The sequence below is a fragment of the Pseudomonas sp. LPH60 genome (genome assembly GCF_030718165.1).
GTDB classification, from domain to species: domain Bacteria; phylum Pseudomonadota; class Gammaproteobacteria; order Pseudomonadales; family Pseudomonadaceae; genus Aquipseudomonas; species Aquipseudomonas danubii.
Genome location: NZ_JAVAJH010000004.1, coordinates 651,453 through 667,304 on the forward strand (window position 1 = coordinate 651,453; position 15,852 = coordinate 667,304).

16 protein-coding genes are annotated in these 15,852 nt (G+C 59.2%); all 16 read right to left on the reverse strand.

Translation table 11 applies throughout. The features are described from left to right. Positions 1-63: 63 nt before the first annotated feature. The 16 genes from glmS to mnmG all read right to left on the reverse strand — a co-directional run bounded on the left by glmS (position 64) and on the right by mnmG (position 15,840). A complete protein-coding gene (gene glmS, locus Q8O96_RS17810; RefSeq protein ID WP_102862409.1) occupies positions 64-1,896 on the reverse strand; it encodes a glutamine--fructose-6-phosphate transaminase (isomerizing) in 1,833 nt (610 codons plus the stop codon). A gap of 10 nt (positions 1,897-1,906) precedes the next feature. Next, positions 1,907-2,674, reverse strand: a complete 768-nt coding sequence (locus Q8O96_RS17815) for a DeoR/GlpR family DNA-binding transcription regulator (RefSeq protein WP_102862410.1) — start codon at positions 2,672-2,674, stop codon at positions 1,907-1,909. Positions 2,675-2,861: 187 nt separating this feature from the next. Further along, a complete protein-coding gene (gene glmU, locus Q8O96_RS17820; protein ID WP_102862411.1) occupies positions 2,862-4,229 on the reverse strand; it encodes a bifunctional UDP-N-acetylglucosamine diphosphorylase/glucosamine-1-phosphate N-acetyltransferase GlmU in 1,368 nt (455 codons plus the stop codon). A gap of 114 nt (positions 4,230-4,343) precedes the next feature. Further along, positions 4,344-4,769: a F0F1 ATP synthase subunit epsilon gene (locus Q8O96_RS17825; RefSeq protein ID WP_011064380.1), complete on the reverse strand. Its 426-nt coding sequence runs from the start codon at positions 4,767-4,769 to the stop codon at positions 4,344-4,346. A 45-nt stretch (positions 4,770-4,814) separates the two neighbouring features. Continuing rightward, positions 4,815-6,191 (reverse strand): F0F1 ATP synthase subunit beta, encoded by a 1,377-nt coding sequence (gene atpD, locus Q8O96_RS17830; RefSeq protein ID WP_007924510.1) that lies wholly within the window; start codon positions 6,189-6,191, stop codon positions 4,815-4,817. Positions 6,192-6,218: 27 nt separating this feature from the next. After that, positions 6,219-7,079: a F0F1 ATP synthase subunit gamma gene (atpG, locus tag Q8O96_RS17835; RefSeq protein WP_011064382.1), complete on the reverse strand. Its 861-nt coding sequence runs from the start codon at positions 7,077-7,079 to the stop codon at positions 6,219-6,221. Between the two features lie 50 nt (positions 7,080-7,129). Further along, positions 7,130-8,674, reverse strand: coding sequence for a F0F1 ATP synthase subunit alpha (atpA, locus tag Q8O96_RS17840; protein WP_102862412.1), 1,545 nt, complete (start codon positions 8,672-8,674; stop codon positions 7,130-7,132). A gap of 21 nt (positions 8,675-8,695) precedes the next feature. Next, positions 8,696-9,232 carry a F0F1 ATP synthase subunit delta gene (locus tag Q8O96_RS17845; RefSeq protein ID WP_102862413.1) on the reverse strand — a complete coding sequence of 179 codons (537 nt, stop codon included), beginning with the start codon at positions 9,230-9,232 and terminating at the stop codon, positions 8,696-8,698. Between the two features lie 12 nt (positions 9,233-9,244). Continuing rightward, positions 9,245-9,715: a F0F1 ATP synthase subunit B gene (locus Q8O96_RS17850; protein ID WP_011064385.1), complete on the reverse strand. Its 471-nt coding sequence runs from the start codon at positions 9,713-9,715 to the stop codon at positions 9,245-9,247. Positions 9,716-9,772: 57 nt separating this feature from the next. Beyond that, positions 9,773-10,030 carry a F0F1 ATP synthase subunit C gene (atpE, locus tag Q8O96_RS17855; protein ID WP_002555987.1) on the reverse strand — a complete coding sequence of 86 codons (258 nt, stop codon included), beginning with the start codon at positions 10,028-10,030 and terminating at the stop codon, positions 9,773-9,775. 133 nt (positions 10,031-10,163) lie between these two features. Beyond that, positions 10,164-11,036, reverse strand: a complete 873-nt coding sequence (gene atpB / locus Q8O96_RS17860) for a F0F1 ATP synthase subunit A (protein WP_102862414.1) — start codon at positions 11,034-11,036, stop codon at positions 10,164-10,166. A 16-nt stretch (positions 11,037-11,052) separates the two neighbouring features. Beyond that, a complete protein-coding gene (locus tag Q8O96_RS17865; protein ID WP_016964883.1) occupies positions 11,053-11,460 on the reverse strand; it encodes a F0F1 ATP synthase subunit I in 408 nt (135 codons plus the stop codon). A gap of 148 nt (positions 11,461-11,608) precedes the next feature. Continuing rightward, a complete protein-coding gene (locus Q8O96_RS17870) occupies positions 11,609-12,481 on the reverse strand; it encodes a ParB/RepB/Spo0J family partition protein (RefSeq protein WP_305949171.1) in 873 nt (290 codons plus the stop codon). A gap of 9 nt (positions 12,482-12,490) precedes the next feature. After that, entirely contained in the window at positions 12,491-13,288 is a 798-nt protein-coding gene (locus tag Q8O96_RS17875) for a ParA family protein (protein ID WP_011064388.1), read from the reverse strand. Positions 13,289-13,306: 18 nt separating this feature from the next. Then, the gene (rsmG, locus tag Q8O96_RS17880) at positions 13,307-13,942 is read right to left on the reverse strand and encodes a 16S rRNA (guanine(527)-N(7))-methyltransferase RsmG (protein WP_305949196.1); all 636 of its coding nucleotides are present in this window, start codon (positions 13,940-13,942) and stop codon (positions 13,307-13,309) included. 5 nt (positions 13,943-13,947) lie between these two features. After that, a complete protein-coding gene (gene mnmG / locus Q8O96_RS17885; protein ID WP_110594158.1) occupies positions 13,948-15,840 on the reverse strand; it encodes a tRNA uridine-5-carboxymethylaminomethyl(34) synthesis enzyme MnmG in 1,893 nt (630 codons plus the stop codon). Positions 15,841-15,852: the final 12 nt, after the last annotated feature.

Here is a 15,852-nt window from a genome sequence, read left to right on the forward strand (position 1 = left end):
TGCACAAGCCGGGACTTTCTGGGTGATGGGTTCACAGCTGCCTGGCAGACAGCTGTGGATAACTCACTCCACCGTCACCGACTTGGCCAGGTTGCGCGGCTGGTCGACGTCGGTGCCCTTGAGCACAGCAACGTAGTAGGACAGCAGTTGCAGCGGGATGGTGTAGAGAATCGGCGAGAGGATGTCGTGGATGTGCGGCATCTGGATCACGTGGGTGCCTTCGCCATTGGTCATGCCGGCTTGTTCGTCGGCAAACACGATCAGCTCGCCGCCACGGGCACGCACTTCCTGCAGGTTGGATTTGAGTTTTTCCAACAGCTCGTTGTTCGGCGCCACGGTGACCACCGGCATGTCGTTATCCACAAGCGCCAGGGGACCGTGCTTGAGCTCGCCGGCCGGGTAGGCTTCGGCGTGGATGTAGGAAATCTCCTTGAGCTTGAGGGAGCCCTCCATCGCTACCGGGTACTGGGCGCCACGGCCGAGGAACAGGGTGTGGTGCTTGTCGGCGAACAGTTCGGCAGTCTTCTCCACCACGCCGTCCATGGCCAGGGCTTCACCCAGGCGGATCGGCAGGCGGCGCAGTTCTTCTACCAGCTCGGCTTCGACGCCGGCGGCCAGGGTGCCACGTACCTGGCCCAGGGACAGGGTCAGCAATAGCAGGCCCACCAGTTGGGTGGTGAAGGCCTTGGTCGAGGCCACGCCGATTTCGCGACCGGCCTGGGTCAGCAGGGTCAGGTCGGACTCACGCACCAGGGAGCTGATGCCAACGTTGCAGATGGCCAGGCTGGCCAGGAAGCCCAGCTCTTTGGCGTTGCGCAAGGCCGCCAGGGTATCGGCGGTTTCGCCGGACTGGGAGATGGTCACGAACAGGGTGTCAGGCTGCACCACCACCTTGCGGTAACGGAACTCGCTGGCCACTTCCACCTGGCACGGAATGCCGGCCAGTTCTTCCAGCCAGTAACGGGCCACCATGCCGGCGTGGTAGCTGGTGCCACAGGCGACGATCTGCACATTGCGCACCTTGGCGAACAGCTCGGCGGCTTGCGGACCGAAGGCCTGGACCAGCACCTGATTGGCGCTCAGGCGGCCTTCCAGGGTGCGCTGCACCACGGATGGCTGCTCGTGGATTTCCTTGAGCATGAAGTGACGAAACTCGCCCTTCTCCGCCGCTTCGGCGCCGTCGCGGTACTGCACTGCTTCGCGCTCCACGGCCTGTCCGTCGATGTCCCAGATCTGCACGCTGTCGCGGCGGATCTCGGCGATGTCGCCTTCTTCCAGGTACATGAAGCGGTCGGTGACCTGGCGCAGGGCCAACTGGTCGGAGGCGAGGAAGTTTTCCCCCAGGCCCAGGCCGATCACCAGCGGGCTGCCGCTGCGGGCTGCCACCAGGCGGTCCGGCTGGCTAGCGCTGATCACCGCCAGGCCATAGGCACCGTGCAGTTCCTTGACGGTGGCCTTGAGCGCCACGGTGAGGTCGCCCAGGTCCTTGAGCTTGTGGTTCAGCAGGTGGGCGATGACTTCGGTGTCAGTGTCCGAGGTGAACGCATAGCCCAGGGCGCTGAGCTGCGCGCGCAGGGCTTCGTGGTTCTCGATGATGCCGTTGTGCACGATCGCCAGGTCGCCGGAGAAATGCGGGTGGGCATTACGCTCGCACGGCGCGCCGTGGGTGGCCCAGCGGGTGTGGGCGATGCCCAGGCGGCCAACCAGCGGCTCGCTGGCCAGGGCCTGTTCCAGTTCGCTGACCTTGCCCGGGCGACGCATGCGCTCGAGCTTGCCGGCGTTGGTGTAGACCGCCACACCGGCGCTGTCGTAGCCGCGGTATTCGAGACGCTTGAGGCCTTCCAGCAAAATGGCGGTGATATTGCGTTCAGCAACGGCGCCAACAATTCCACACATGGTTTTTCTCCTAGCTGACAGCCGCGCAAATCAGAGTTATGCCGCGGGCCTGGATTTGGTCGCGGACCTCAAAGGGCAGGCGATCATCGGTAATAAGGGTATGGACGCTGCTCCATGGCAGCTCCAGATTGGGAATCTTGCGGCCGATCTTGTCGGATTCGACCATCACCACCACTTCACGAGCCACTTCGGCCATGACCCGACTCAACCCCAGCAATTCGTTGAAGGTGGTGGTGCCGCGGGCCAGATCGATGCCGTCGGCACCGATAAACAGCTGGTCGAAGTCGTATGAGCGTAGAACCTGTTCAGCCACCTGGCCCTGAAAGGATTCGGAATGGGGGTCCCAGGTGCCGCCAGTCATCAACAGCACGGGTTCGTGCTCCAGCTCGCTCAGGGCGTTGGCCACATTCAGCGAGTTGGTCATCACCACCAGGCCGGGTTGCTGGCCCAGTTCGGGAATCATGGCGGCGGTGGTGCTGCCACTGTCGATGATGATTCGTGCGTGTTCCCGGATGCGCTGTACCGCGGCCCGGGCAATCGCCTGCTTGTAGAGGGACACCGGCTGGCCAAGGTCGCTGACCAGTTCCTGAGGCATGGTGATGGCGCCGCCGTAACGACGCAGCAGCAAGCCATTGCTTTCCAGAGCGGCCAGATCCTTTCGAATCGTAACTTCAGAGGTTTCGAAACGCTTGGCCAAAGCATCAACGCTCACTTCGCCCTGTTCATTGAGCAAGGCAAGGATATTGTGGCGGCGTTGGGGGGTATTGCGCTTCGACATGGCGGCTTAAGTTTCGATTCGAAAGATAACAGGCGCAATAAAAACCTATGATCGAAACTTCGTCAAGCGGGGGAGGTGAAAAAAACGCTGCTGTTGGGTGGGAAGTTATCCACATTCAGCCAGCCCCTACCGCTGAACATAGGAGCTGGCTGACCGGCGAACAGGTCCGCCGCGGTTGTGGATAACCTCAGTCTTTCTTGATCTTCTCCGGCCGCTTCCAGCCGTCGATGTTCTTCTGCCGGGCCCGACCCACTGCCAGTTGGGCTGGCGCTACGTTCTGGGTGATGGTGGAGCCGGCGGCCGTGGTAGCACCGGACAAAATATCCACAGGTGCCACCAGGGAGTTGTTGGACCCGATGAACACGTCTTCGCCCATGACAGTCTTGTGCTTGTTCACCCCGTCATAGTTGCAGGTGATGGTGCCAGCGCCGATGTTGGTGCGGGCACCGATCACCGCGTCGCCCAGGTAAGTCAGGTGACCGGCCTTGGCGCCCTGGCCCAGGTGGGCATTCTTCAGTTCGACAAAGTTACCCACATGGGCACGGGCCTCCAGCACGGTGCCGGGACGCAGGCGAGCGAACGGGCCGGCATCGCTGCCCTCGCCCAGTACCGCGCCATCCAGGTGGCTGTTGGCCTTGATCACCACGCCCTTGCGCAGGGTACTGTCCTTGATCACACAGTTGGGACCGATCACCACGTCGTCCTCGATCACCACTCGGCCTTCGAGAATCACGTTGATGTCGATCAGCACGTCGCGGCCGACCGTGACTTCGCCGCGCACGTCGAAACGCGCGGGGTCACGCAGGGTCACGCCCTGGGCCATCAGCCGGCGCGCGGCGCGTAGCTGGTAGTGGCGCTCCAGCTCGGCCAGTTGCTTGCGGTCGTTGGCGCCCTGCACTTCCATGGCGTCGTGGGGCTGCTCGGTGGCGACAATCAGGCCGTCGCTGACTGCCATGGCAATCACGTCGGTGAGGTAGTACTCGCCCTGGGCGTTGTTGTTGGACAAGCGGCCGGTCCAGTCGCCGAGGCGCTTGCCGGGCACCGCGAGAATCCCGGTGTTGCCTTCGGTGATCGCGCGCTGGGCTTCATTGGCATCCTTCTGCTCGACGATGGCGGTGACCTTGCCACTGGCGTCACGGACGATGCGCCCATAGCCGGTCGGGTCATCCAGCTCGACGGTGAGCAGGCCCAGTTGTTCAGGTCCCGCTTGCTTGAGCAGGCGCTGCAGGGTCTCGACTTCGATCAGTGGCACATCACCATAGAGGATCAGCACCGTGTCGGCGGTAATGAACGGTACAGCCTGGGCCACCGCGTGGCCGGTGCCCAGTTGCTTGTCCTGCAACACGAAATTCAGGTCATCGGCCGCCAGGCGCTCACGCACCGCGTCCGCGCCGTGACCGATCACCACGTGGATCCGCTGTGGGTCGAGTTGCCGGGCGCTGTGGATAACATGCCCGAGCATGGAGTTGCCGGCGACCGGGTGAAGCACCTTCGGCAGCGCCGAGCGCATACGAGTGCCTTGACCCGCGGCGAGGATAACGATTTCGAGAGACATGACTGGCTACCAATCCTGGGGGGCCGGCGACTGCGACCAAGGGGGTGAATGGCGGAAAATAAAAAGGGTAGCCGAGGCTACCCTTTTTAATCAATCACACAGAAAGCCTGCGACTTAGCCGCCGAACTTCTTGCGGATCTGCTGGACGGTACGCAGCTGAGCTGCGGCCTCGGCCAGACGTGCAGCAGCAGAACCGTAGTCGAAATCTGCGCCTTTTTCATTCAGGGCCTTCTCAGCAGCCTTGACGGCTTCCTGAGCGGAGGCTTCGTCCAGGTCGGCAGCGCGTTGCACGGTATCGGCAAGAACCTTGACCATGTTCGGCTGAACCTCGAGGAAACCACCGGAGATGTAGAACACCTCGGCTTCCCCGCCCTGCTTGATCAAGCGGATCGGACCTGGCTTCAGGTTGGTGATCAGCGGTGCGTGACCCAGAGCGATACCAAGATCACCCAGTTCACCGTGCGCAACCACCATCTCCACCAGACCGGAGAAGATTTCCCCTTCCGCGCTGACGATATCGCAATGGACTGTCATAGCCATCTGCTTGCCTCAACCTAAATTAGCGCCCGTTGCCGGGCGCCGGGATTACAGTTTCTTGGCTTTCTCGATCGCTTCTTCGATGCCGCCGACCATGTAGAACGCTTGTTCTGGCAGGTGGTCGTAGTCACCGTTGAGGATGCCTTTGAAGCCAGCGATGGTGTCTTTCAGGGAAACGTATTTGCCTGGAGAACCAGTGAAGACTTCAGCCACGAAGAACGGCTGCGACAAGAAGCGCTGGATCTTACGAGCGCGGGATACCAACTGCTTGTCGGCTTCCGACAGTTCGTCCATACCCAGGATCGCGATGATGTCCTTCAGCTCTTTGTAACGCTGCAGTACGTACTGAACGCCGCGAGCGGTCTCGTAGTGTTCGTTGCCGATCACGTTCGGGTCCAGCTGACGGGAAGTCGAGTCCAGTGGGTCTACCGCTGGGTAGATACCCAGGGAAGCGATGTCACGGGACAGAACGACGGTGGCGTCCAAGTGGGCGAAGGTGGTCGCTGGCGACGGGTCAGTCAAGTCGTCCGCAGGTACGTATACCGCTTGGATCGAGGTGATCGAGCCTTGCTTGGTCGAAGTGATACGTTCTTGCAGAACGCCCATCTCTTCAGCCAGGGTCGGCTGGTAGCCTACTGCGGAAGGCATACGGCCCAGCAGTGCGGATACTTCGGTACCGGCCAGGGTGTAACGATAGATGTTGTCGACGAACAGCAGAACGTCGTTACCTTCGTCACGGAACTTCTCGGCCATGGTCAGGCCGGTCAGCGCTACGCGCAGACGGTTTCCTGGTGGCTCGTTCATCTGGCCGTAGACCAGAGCAACCTTGTCCAGAACGTTGGAATCCTTCATCTCGTGGTAGAAGTCGTTACCCTCACGAGTACGCTCACCCACACCGGCGAACACGGAATAACCGCTGTGCTCGATGGCGATGTTACGGATCAGTTCCATCATGTTTACGGTCTTGCCTACACCGGCACCACCGAACAGACCGACTTTACCGCCCTTGGCGAACGGGCAAACCAGGTCAATTACCTTGATCCCGGTTTCCAGCAGGTCGTTGCCGCCTGCCTGTTCTGCGAAGGAAGGAGCTGGACGGTGGATGCCCCAACGCTCTTCTTCACCGATAGGACCGGCTTCGTCGATTGGGTTGCCCAGTACGTCCATGATCCGGCCCAGGGTCGCTTTACCGACCGGTACGGAGATGGCTGCGCCAGTGTTGTTGACGTCCAGACCGCGCTTCAAGCCTTCGGTGGAGCCCATCGCAATGGTACGCACCACGCCGTCGCCCAGCTGCTGCTGAACTTCCAGAGTGGTTTCGGCGCCTTGAACCTTCAAGGCGTCGTAGATGCTCGGTACGCTGTCGCGTGGAAATTCCACGTCGATAACGGCGCCGATGATTTGAACGATACGTCCGCTACTCATAGCTGGATCCTCTGAATATTTGAACCGTTAAACCGCGGCAGCGCCGCCGACGATTTCCGAGATCTCTTGGGTGATCGCAGCCTGACGCGCCTTGTTGTAGATCAGCTGCAAATCGCTGATCAAATCACCGGCGTTGTCGGTAGCGTTCTTCATTGCGATCATCCGCGCCGCTTGTTCAGCTGCGTTGTTCTCGACCACCGCCTGGTAGACCTGCGACTCCACGTAACGGACCATCAAGCCGTCCAGCAGCTCCTTGGCATCCGGTTCGTAGAGATAGTCCCAGTGGTGCTTGAGTTCTTGATCCGGGGTTGCCTCCAGTGGAATCAACTGCTCCACGGTCGGCTGCTGGGTCATGGTGTTGATGAACTTGTTGGATACCACGGACAGGCGGTCAATCCGGCCTTCCAGGTACGCATCCAGCATCACCTTGACGCTGCCGATCAGGTCATTGATCGACGGCTCTTCACCCAGATGGCTGATAGCTGCAACGACGTTACCGCCGAAGTTGCGGAAGAAGGCCGCACCCTTGCTACCGACCACACACAGATCGATCTCGACGCCTTGTTCGCGGTTTACCGCCATGTCCTTGACCAGGGCCTTGAACAGGTTGGTGTTCAAGCCACCACACAGACCACGGTCACTGCTCACCACAACGTAACCGACGCGCTTGATAGCACGGTCGATCATGAACGGGTGACGATATTCCGGGTTGGCGTTGGCCAGATGACCAATAACCTGGCGGATGCGCTCCGCATAAGGACGGCTAGCAGCCATGCGCATTTGTGCCTTGCGCATTTTGCTGACCGCCACTTTTTCCATGGCGCTGGTAATTTTTTGCGTGCTTTTGATGCTCGCAATCTTACTGCGAATCTCTTTTGCGCCTGCCATGTAACACCTATCAGGTTAGCAAGCGGGAGCCTTGCGGCTCCCGCTGCGGCTTACCAGGTTTGGGTGGCTTTGAACTTCTCGATACCGGCTTTCAGGCCAGCGTCGATTTCGTCATTGAAGTCACCCTTCACGTTGATCTTCGCCATCAGGTCGGCGTGATCGCGGTTGAAGTAAGCAATCATGGCCTGTTCGAAGCTACCAACTTTGGCAATCTCGACGTCCGTCAGGAAGCCACGTTCAGCGGCGTACAGGGACAAGGACATGTCGGCGATGGACATCGGCGCATATTGCTTCTGCTTCATCAGCTCGGTAACGCGCTGACCATGCTCAAGTTGCTTACGGGTCGCTTCGTCCAGGTCAGAAGCGAACTGGGCGAATGCCGCCAGTTCACGGTACTGAGCCAGAGCGGTACGGATACCACCGGACAGCTTCTTGATGATCTTGGTCTGAGCGGCACCACCCACACGGGATACCGAAACACCGGCGTTCACAGCCGGACGGATGCCGGAGTTGAACATGGCCGATTCCAGGAAGATCTGACCGTCGGTGATGGAAATCACGTTGGTCGGAACGAACGCGGAAACGTCGCCAGCCTGGGTTTCGATGATCGGCAGAGCGGTCAGGGAACCGGTCTTGCCAGTCACTGCGCCGTTGGTGAACTTCTCTACGTACTCTTCGGAAACGCGGGAAGCGCGCTCCAGCAGACGGGAGTGGAGATAGAACACGTCACCTGGGTAGGCTTCACGGCCTGGTGGACGGCGCAGCAGCAGGGAAATCTGGCGGTAAGCCACTGCTTGCTTGGACAGATCGTCATAAACGATCAGCGCGTCTTCACCGCGGTCGCGGAAGTATTCGCCCATGGTGCAACCGGAGTACGGTGCCAGGAACTGCAGTGCAGCCGATTCGGAAGCACTGGCAGCAACGATGATGGTGTTAGCCAGGGCACCGTTTTCTTCCAGCTTGCGAACCACGTTGGCGATGGTCGATTGTTTCTGACCGATCGCTACGTAGACGCAGAAAATGCCGCTGTCTTTCTGGTTGATGATCGCGTCGATCGCCAGAGCGGTCTTACCGATCTGACGGTCACCGATGATCAGCTCACGCTGGCCACGGCCGACAGGGATCATGGCATCGACAGCCTTGTAGCCAGTCTGTACAGGCTGGTCTACCGACTTACGCCAGATCACGCCTGGAGCAACTTTCTCGACCGCATCGGTCTCGGTGTTGTTCAGCGGACCTTTGCCGTCAACTGGGTTACCCAGTGCGTCGACTACGCGACCCAGCAGTTCCTTACCAACCGGAACTTCGAGGATGCGGCCGGTGCACTTGGCGCTCATGCCTTCAGCCAGACTGGTGTACGCGCCCAATACAACGGCACCTACGGAGTCTTGCTCCAGGTTGAGGGCCATACCGTAGACGCCGCCCGGAAACTCGATCATCTCGCCGTACATGACGTCGGCCAGACCGTGAATCCGCACGATGCCGTCAGATACGCTGACGACAGTGCCTTCGTTACGGGCTTGGGAGGTCACATCGAGCTTGTCGATGCGGCCCTTGATAATTTCACTTATTTCGGAAGGATTGAGTTGCTGCATTGCTCTGCTGCCCCTTCAAACTCAAGATTTCAATGCTTCGGCAAGGTTCGCGAGTTTGCCGCGAATCGAGCCATCGATAACCAGGTCGCCGGCGCGGATTACGACGCCACCAATAAGGCTGGCATCCTCCGCAGCGTGCAGTCGCACTTCCCGGCCGAGCCGTGCACTGAGAACCTTGGCGAGTTTGTCTTGCTGTTCTTGGTTCAATGCGAACGCACTGGTTACATCCACATCCACCGATTTCTCTTGCTCGGCCTTGTACAGGTCGAACAGAGCGGCGATCTCCGGCAACAGCAGGAGACGGTCGTTCTCGGCGGCAACGTGAATGAAATTCTGTGCCTGTGCATCAAACTTGTCGCCACACACTTCGATAAAAGTGTTGGCCTTTTCTGCGCTCGTCAGTCGCGGGGCCTTAAGCACGCGCTGCATGGTGTCATCTTGTGACACCGCTGCAGCCAGGCCGAGCATGGCTGACCAAGAGGCCAGCTGCTGGTGGGCCTGAGCGTGCTCGAAGGCCGCCTTAGCGTAAGGTCGGGCCAACGTGGTCAGTTCTGCCATGATCGCCCTCGCTTAAATTTCAGCAGCCAGTTTGTTAACCAGCTCTGCGTGCGCGTTTTGATCGATTGTGGCACCCAGGATCTTCTCTGCGCCATTGACGGCCAGGCTACCCAGTTGGGCACGCAGCGCGTCTTTGACACCGTTCAGTTCCTGCTCGATCTCGGCCTGAGCCTGAGCCTTCACACGTTCAGCTTCGACACGAGCCTGTTCACGGGCTTCGTCGACGATCTGAGAACCGCGCTTCTTGGCTTGCTCAATGATTTCAGCTGCCTGAGCTTTAGCTTCGCGCAGTTGCTGACCCGCTTTATCTTGGGCCAGTTCCAGGTCACGAGCTGCTCGGCTGGCAGCGTCCAGTCCATCCGCGATCTTCTTTTGACGTTCGTGCAAAGCAGCAATGACCGGAGGCCAAATGAACTTCATGCAGAACAATACAAAAATTAAGAACGCAACGGACTGGCCAATCAGGGTTGCATTAATGTTCACGCCAACACCTCGCTCGTTCGTTGTCCGTCACACCAATCAACTCGAATACTCGAGTGATTAGCCAGCGAGTTGACCAACGAAGGGGTTTGCGAAGGTGAAGAACAGAGCGATACCAACACCGATCATGGTTACGGCGTCGAGCAGACCGGCAACGATGAACATTTTAACTTGCAGCATTGGAACCATTTCTGGTTGACGCGCAGCGCCTTCCAGGAACTTGCCGCCCAGCAGGCCGAAACCAATTGCGGTACCCAGTGCGCCCAGGCCGATCAACAGTGCAACAGCGATAGCGGTTAGACCAACTACAGTTTCCATCTTTCCTCCCGACTTTTACGTCGTATGGTTTAGGTTTTTTAGATTAAAGCGGTAAAACAAATCGTTTCATCGAGCCCGAGACGGGCCCCCTCTCGCCGCAACGAGAGGGACATCAGACTAGTCGAGACTGGTCTTAATGGTTCTCTTCGTGCGCCATCGACAGGTAGACGATGGTCAGCATCATGAAGATAAAGGCCTGCAGGGTAATGATCAGGATGTGAAACACAGCCCACGCCCATTGCAGAACCACACCCATGCCGCTGAGCCACAGCAGACCACTGCCGAACATCACAGCGATCAGGATGAACACCAGTTCGCCGGCATACATGTTGCCGAACAGACGCAGTGCCAGAGAGATCGGCTTGGCAATCAGGGTCACGAATTCCAGCAGGAAGTTCACCGGAATCAGCAGCGCTTGAACGAAGATGTTCTTGCTGCCGAACGGATGCAGGGTCAACTCGCCGATGAAGCCGCCGATGCCCTTGATCTTGATACTGTAGAAAATGATCAGCGCGAATACCGACAGGGCCATGCCCAGGGTGGCGTTCGGGTCAGTGGTGGATACGGCACGGAATGGAATGTGCGGATCGCCCGAGATCAACATGGCCAGTTGTGGAATCCAGTCCACCGGTACCAGGTCGATGGCGTTCATCAGGAACACCCAGACGAAAATGGTCAGCGCCAGCGGTGCGATCACCGGGCTGCGACCGTGGAAGCTGTCCTTCACGCTGCCATCGACGAAGCCAACCATGACTTCAACGAAGTTCTGCAAAGCGCCCGGCACGCCGGAAGTCGCCTTCTTAGCCGCCATGCGGAACAGAAGAATGAAGATCACACCCAGTGCGACAGACCAGCCGAGGGTATCGACGTGGAATGCCCAGAAGCCCATTTCCTTGGCTTCTGCTGCGGAGTGGGCAAAGCCCCAGCTCCCATTGGGTAGCTGACCGAAGGTCAGGTTCTGCAAGTGGTGCTGGATATAGCCCGAAGCGGTTGTTTCTGCTGACATGGTTGCCTCAAACGCCCTAAGGTCTCGAAAGTCTTGTTCTCATTAGCAGGGGAGCGAACCAGCTGACCAGTTGGGTCAGCACGAAGACGCCGAATACAGCCAGCGGCGCCAATGGCTTCACACCTGCGAACGTCAGTGCAAACAGCACCGCCGTCAAAATCAGTTTGCCCGCCTCACCGGCATAAAAAGACCGGACTATGGCTTGGGCCGCTCGAGCGCCGGAAAACCGAAATGCCCTGTGAGCGAAATACACATTGGGTAGCAAGGCTATCAGTCCTCCGCAAAGGCCTGAGTACCCGGCAACGACTCCACGCCATTGCCAAAGCGCCAGAGCGGCTATCAGCAGAATGACCAACTGAGCCAATAAAACCGGAAAAACCGCCAAGCGATGAAACGGCAAGCGGTTTGGCGTGCGGGTTTCCATCGCTCTTGCTCCTCAAGGGTCGGCCGCCAGAATTCAATAACTTGGCATAATTTGTGCCGACAAAATGCGCGCAGAGTATAGGGGCGGTTCAGCCCCTATTCAACTGCCGGGTAGTGATTTCCGACTGCGCGCTACATGAGGAAATGTTTCAGCGAATGTGAGCGAGGACGCCTTGCAGCTCATCCAGGGAGTTATAGCCGATCACCAGCTGTCCCTTGCCCTTCTTCCCATGACGAATCTGCACCGCAGAGCCTAGGCGCTCGGCCAGGCGCTGCTCGAGACGGGCGATATCCGGGTCTGGCTTGACCGGTTCAGCAGGCTCCTGTTTGCCGCTCAGCCACTGGCGAACCAGCGCCTCGGTCTGACGTACAGTGAGACCTCGTGCGACAACGTGTCGCGCCCCTTCAACCTGTTGATTTTCCGGCAATCCGAGCAAGGCACGGGCATGACCCATTTCCAGGTCGCCGTGGGACAGCATGGTCTTGATTACCTCAGGCAAGGCAATCAGGCGCAGCAGGTTGGCCACACTGACGCGGGACTTGCCCACCGCTTCGGCGACCTGTTGCTGAGTCAGCTGAAATTCGTGCTGCAGGCGCTGCAGGGCCACCGCTTCCTCGATGGGATTGAGGTCTTCGCGCTGGATATTCTCGATCAGCGCCATGGCGATAGCGGTTTCATCCGGTACATCGCGGACCATCGCCGGGATGGTTTCCTGGCCGGCCTGCTGGCTGGCGCGCCAGCGGCGTTCACCGGCGATGATCTCGAAACGACCACCACCAATGGGACGGACCACGATCGGCTGCATCACACCCTGGCTCTTGATCGAGTTGGCCAGTTCCTCCAGTGCCTGCGGGTCCATGTCCCGGCGTGGCTGGTACTTGCCACGCTGGATCAGGTCCAGAGGCAGGTGTTGCAACTCACGCTGGTCGGCCTGCACCGCTTGTTCTTCCAGTGCGCTGACAGTCGGACCACTCAACAGTGCATCCAGTCCACGTCCGAGACCTCGTTTCTTGACGGCCATGGGGATTCCTTAAGTTGGCTGGGCGGCTGCGACGCGCGATTGTTTACGTTGCCGGCGAACCATCTCGCCCGCCAGGGCCAGGTAGGCCAGCGCGCCACGGGATTGTTTGTCGTACGCCAATGCCGGCATGCCGTAGCTCGGCGCCTCGGCCAAACGGATGTTGCGCGGAATCACGGTGTCGTACAGCTGATCGCCGAAGTGTTCCTTGAGCTGCGCGGAAACATCGTTCATCAGGCTCAGGCGCGGGTCGAACATGGTACGCAGCAAGCCTTCGATCTTCAGCTCGGGGTTGAGCAGTTCAGCGATACGCTTGATGTTATCCACAAGGTCGCTCAGGCCTTCCAGCGCGTAGTACTCGCACTGCATGGGGATAATCACCCCATCGGCGGCCACCAGGGCGTTGAGGGTGAGCATCGACAGCGACGGCGGGCAGTCGATCAGGATGTAGTCGTAGTTTTCACGAATCGGCGCCAGGGCGCTGCGCAGACGGCTTTCCTTCATCTGCATTTCCAGCAGCACCACTTCCGCGGCCGTCAGGTCGCGGTTGGCCGGCAGCAATTGATAACCACCGTGTTCGGAGAAGTGCATGGCCTGGGCCAGGTCGCATTCACCAATCAGCAGGTCATAGACCGAGTTTTCCAAACCGTGTTTATCCACACCGCTACCCATGGTGGCGTTGCCCTGTGGATCGAGATCGATCAACAGCACCCGGCGCTTGGTCGCTACCAGGGATGCTGCGAGGTTGATGCAGGTGGTGGTCTTGCCCACGCCACCTTTCTGGTTCGCTATCGCGAATACCTTAGCCATTCTTGCTTGTGTTCCCAATCATGCCGTGCGGCGCAGTATCAGCAGATGGCGTTGGCCTTGGCAACCGGGTACGGCCAAGGCGTGTTCGCTATCGAGGTGGAAGTCTGCCGGCAATGCTAACAGCTCATCCGAGGGATGGACGCCCTTCATTGCCAGCCAGCGTGTATCGCGGTCGCCCAGGTGGCGGGTCCAGTTGGTGAAGTTCTCCATGCTGCTGAACGCCCGGGAAATGATCCCGTTGAAAGGCTGTTCAGGCGTGAAGGCCTCGACCCGGCTGTGGATAACTTGCAGGTTATCCAGCTTGAGTTCGAGTTTGACCTGTGTCAGGAAGCGGGTTTTCTTGCCGTTGCTGTCCAGGCAGGTGACTTGCGACTCGGGAAACAGGATTGCCAGAGGGATACCGGGCATCCCGCCGCCGCTGCCAACATCCAGCCAGCGGCCGTTTTCGATGAACGACATTACGCTCAAGCTATCGAGCAGATGGCGGGAGATCATTTCATCCGGGTCGCGCACCGCAGTCAGGTTGTAAGCCTTGTTCCACTTGATCAACAGGGCCAGGTAACCCAGCAGCAATTCGTGCTGGACTGCGCTCAGATTGACACCGAGCTGGCGAGCGCCTGTGGATAACTCATCCGCGTGTTGTGGGGTGACCATAGAACTCAAGCGCTTTGCTCCAACTGACGGCCCGCGCCGCGTTTTTTCAAATGAATCATCAACAGGGAAATCGCCGCCGGGGTCACGCCGGGAATACGCGACGCCTGGCCCAGGGTTTCCGGACGGGTTGCGCCGAGCTTGCTCTGGATCTCCTTCGACAGGCCAGAAATGCCGGTGTAATCGATATCCACAGGCAGCTTGGTGTCTTCACTGGCGCGCAGACGGGCAATTTCGTCCTGCTGGCGATCGATGTAGCCGGCGTACTTGGTCTTGATCTCGACCTGTTCCGCGACCTGTGGATCTTCTGCGCCGTATCCGGTCACTTCGACCAGACCAGCGTAGTCGATTTCCGGACGGCTCAGCAGGTTCAGCAGGTTGTACTCATGGGTCAGCGGCGTGCCGAATTTCTGAGCAATGGCATCGCCCTGCTCGGTGCCCGGACGGACCCAAGTGGACTTCAGGCGTTGCTCTTCCTGGGCAATGCCTTCGCGTTTCTTGCAGAAAGCGGCCCAGCGCACGTCATCCACCAGACCCAGCTCGCGACCTTTTTCGGTCAGACGCAGGTCGGCATTGTCTTCGCGCAGAATCAGGCGGTATTCGGCCCGGGAAGTGAACATCCGGTACGGTTCCTGGGTACCCAGGGTAATCAGGTCATCCACCAGCACACCGATATAGGCTTCATCGCGGCGCGGGCACCAGCTGTCTTTGCCCTGGGCACGCAGTGCGGCGTTGGCCCCGGCCAGCAAACCCTGGGCGCCGGCTTCTTCGTACCCGGTGGTGCCGTTGATCTGACCGGCGAAGAACAGGCCGCCAATGACCTTGGTTTCCAGGCTGTATTTCAAATCCCGCGGATCGAAGTAGTCGTACTCGATGGCATAACCCGGGCGCACGATGTGTGCGTTTTCCATGCCGCGGATCGATTGCACGATCTGCAACTGCACGTCGAACGGCAGGGATGTGGATATCCCGTTCGGGTAAAGCTCGTGAGTGGTCAGGCCTTCAGGTTCGATAAACACCTGATGGCTTTCCTTGTCGGCAAAGCGATGGATCTTGTCTTCGATCGACGGGCAGTAACGCGGGCCAATGCCTTCGATCACCCCGGAATACATCGGCGAACGATCGAGGTTCGAGGCGATGATCTCGTGGGTGCGGGCGTTGGTGTGAGTAATCCAGCAACTGACCTGTTGTGGATGCTGTTCTTTCGAGCCCAGGAACGACATCACCGGAATCGGTGTATCCCCAGGCTGTTCGGTCATGACCGAGAAATCCACAGAACGGCCATCGATGCGTGGCGGAGTACCGGTTTTCAGGCGGCCGACCCGCAGTGGCAACTCCCGCAGACGTTGTGCAAGGGCGATCGAAGGTGGATCACCTGCGCGACCGCCGGAGTAGTTCTGCATTCCGATGTGGATAAGTCCACCGAGGAAGGTTCCGGTGGTAAGCACCACGGATTCCGCGAAGAAACGCAGACCCATCTGGGTCACGACACCACGTACCTGATCCTGTTCAACGATCAGGTCATCCGCGGCTTGTTGAAATATCCACAGGTTCGGCTGGTTCTCGAGGATCTCGCGCACCGCCGCCTTGTACAGAACACGGTCGGCCTGGGCGCGGGTAGCGCGCACGGCTGGGCCTTTGCGGCTGTTCAACACACGAAACTGAATACCGCCCTTATCGGTCGCCATGGCCATCGCCCCACCTAGGGCATCGATTTCCTTGACCAGATGGCTCTTGCCGATCCCACCAATTGCGGGGTTGCAGCTCATTGCTCCGAGGGTTTCCACGTTATGCGTCAGCAACAGGGTTTTGGCCCCCATGCGTGCTGATGCAAGTGCTGCCTCGGTACCGGCATGACCGCCGCCGATGACGATCACTTCAAAACGGGAAGGGAAATCCACCACGCACCTCGT